The following is a 494-nucleotide window of genomic DNA, read 5'->3' on the forward strand; positions in this document are numbered from 1 at the left end:
GATTCAGGAAGACATGATCGAGAGCGTTGCCTATGGTCAGAGTACGCCTGAGGAGGCGGCAGAGAATGCCATTGATTTAATCAATGATTACTTAAGCGGTTTGAATTAAGAAAGAGTTTGAATACGCCCTGAAATGAGATGTGCGGCCCGGATAGAGAACGATTCCGGGCCGTTTTAAGAGGCAGGAGGAAGCTATTATGGCGAATGTGAGTGTGAAGCCGCGGCCAAACCACGGCGGCTGGACCAAGAGGAACCGGATTGGATTCCTTTACGTGTGTATCTGGATTTTTGGTTTCCTGGTATTTCAGCTGTATCCCTTTGTGAGTTCATTACTTTATTCCTTTACCAGCTACGACATTTTCCACAAACCTGAGTTTGTAGGTCTGGACAATTACGTGCGGCTGTTTACAAAGGACAAGGAATTCTGGAATTCTTTAACCGTTACCTTAAAATATACGTTTATTACGGTCCCCGGCAAGGTGGTGCTGGCTCTG

The 494-nt window shown here is 46.2% G+C and carries 1 protein-coding gene; it reads left to right on the plus strand.

Going from position 1 to position 494, the window contains the following annotated elements:
- Positions 1–197 precede the first annotated feature (197 nt).
- Positions 198–494: sugar ABC transporter permease (locus NE664_13415; GenBank protein MCQ4727631.1), on the plus strand; the 297-nt coding region annotated here is incomplete at its 3' end.

Source organism: Anaerotignum faecicola (assembly GCA_024460105.1).
GTDB lineage: Bacteria > Bacillota > Clostridia > Lachnospirales > Anaerotignaceae > JANFXS01.